The 1,181-nt window shown below is 51.7% G+C and carries 2 protein-coding genes; both read left to right on the top strand.

Translation table 11 applies throughout. The features are described from left to right. On the top strand, positions 1-454 hold a 454-nt coding region (locus VKV18_RS09640; RefSeq protein ID WP_324203996.1), incomplete at its 5' end, for a hypothetical protein. Positions 455-605: 151 nt separating this feature from the next. Further along, positions 606-1,181: CRISPR-associated endonuclease Cas3'' (locus VKV18_RS09635; RefSeq protein ID WP_324203995.1), on the top strand; the 576-nt coding region annotated here is incomplete at its 3' end.

The raw sequence follows: 1,181 nt of genomic DNA, 5'->3' as shown, positions 1-1,181 counted from the left end.
CCATTTAGGCGATGCCCTCTTGGCCGTTGGGAAAACGCAGGATGCAGAGAACATCTACCGCATTATGACGGAGTTAGAGCATGCGCCCTACGGCACCGTGCGGGCGATGGGCGACGAGCTGGTGGAGACGGAGTTTGTTTACGGCCAGGTAGGGCTTGCGGAGATAGAGATGCGCCAGGGGCAAGACGCGGAGGCGATAAAGCATTTGGCAGACGCCGATGCGCTGATGCGGCTCTACTGGTCACGTCGCAACACGTTAAGCTATGCGATCATGCCTCAGGAGAAGCGGGAAGCGCTCTATCGGCTCTATCTACGTATGCTCAGCGATTGGCAACAGGCTTTGCGACAGACGCATGCTTCGGCGTCGGTTCTGGATGCGGTAGCTCAGGAAGAGGCAAAGGTACGGCAAGACCACGCTAAAGACCAAGCCACCCAAGCGGGAACGGCTTTGTAGCCGAAGCGACTGTTCTGGTTTGTACTCCGGCTTTTGGGGAAGTACAAAAAAATTTTCTCCCTCGTTTTCCGCTTTTGAAGACCACCTAGGTATTTTCATTATTGGATGTGCGACCTACAGCAAGCTAAAAATCTGTGGAGGATGATTAACAATGCCCTACTACGCCCATAGCGACAACAAGCTAGGACTTCGTCAGACGATGAAAGAGCATCTCACCAACGTCGCCACAATGGCAAGCCGTTTTGCAGAGTCCTTTGGTGGTGCTGAAGAAGCCTATCTCGCTGGAATTTTACATGATCTTGGCAAGTATAGCGAACGCTTCGCTCGCCGTTTAGAAGGGAAAGAGAAGGGGCTTGACCATTGGACGACCGGTGCTTGGGTGGCACTTACCAAAGGAAAAAGCGTAGGGGCGGCTCTTGCGATACAAGGCCATCACATTGGTTTGCAGAGAGGCGATATCGACTCTTTGAGAGAACTCGATCCACTAGCTTCAATACAGCGCTCTATCGAATTATCTGAAACAGATGTGGAAGCCCTCATAGCACGGTTACAGGCCGACGGTTTTACGGTTCAGTCGCCCAAAAACTATCTCGTTAAGCCAAAACTAGCCACAACCGCTTCCGTTATGCTCGATGTACGAATGCTTTTTTCCGCCCTTGTAGATGCTGATTTTCTTGATACGGCACAACACTTTGGCGAAGAGCGTGAAACCCCCAAAAGTTTAGAG

The organism is Chthonomonas sp. (assembly GCF_035294505.1).
GTDB lineage: Bacteria > Armatimonadota > Chthonomonadetes > Chthonomonadales > Chthonomonadaceae > Chthonomonas.
Note: the sequence above shows the minus strand (reverse complement) of the source record. Positions and strands in the feature narration are given on the sequence as shown.